Below are 461 nucleotides of genomic sequence, written 5' to 3'. Positions count from 1 at the left end.
TCCAGTTTAAGCAGTTGAGAAACCAGCTCGCGATCTGGCTTTTCAATGTACTGTACTGAAGCGGCTGGCAAGTTTGCTTTTGCAAGGGCTGATTGGATAACTTTCACAAGTTCCATGTTAGAGAAAAACGTCTCTTTACCACCGCGTAGGATGCTGGCGTTACCCGTTTTCAGGCACAGTGCGGCAATGTCGATGGTCACATTTGGACGCGCTTCATAAATCACACCCACAACACCAAGTGGTACACGGCGGCGAGAGAGAGACATGCCGTTTTCTAGCACTTTACTGTCGATTTCGCTGCCCACAGGATCGTTTAGGCTGATCACATTGCGAACATCATTTGCAATGCCCGTTAAGCGTTCTTCATTCAACAGTAGACGGTCTAGCAGCGCATCGGTCAGACCAGCTTCGCGACCAAGTTCGATGTCTTTTGCGTTTGCTGCCAAAATCGCAGCTGAGTT

General features: G+C 49.0%; 1 protein-coding gene. It reads right to left on the bottom strand.

Annotated elements, in window-relative coordinates; all coding sequences use genetic code 11:
* Nucleotides 1-461, bottom strand: a 461-nt coding sequence (locus R8O70_RS25245; protein WP_412034578.1) for an aldehyde dehydrogenase family protein, incomplete at both ends; no start/stop codon positions are given.

The sequence above is a fragment of the Vibrio sp. 779(2023) genome (assembly GCF_033344285.1).
GTDB lineage: Bacteria > Pseudomonadota > Gammaproteobacteria > Enterobacterales > Vibrionaceae > Vibrio > Vibrio alginolyticus.
Note: the sequence above shows the minus strand (reverse complement) of the source record. Positions and strands in the feature narration are given on the sequence as shown.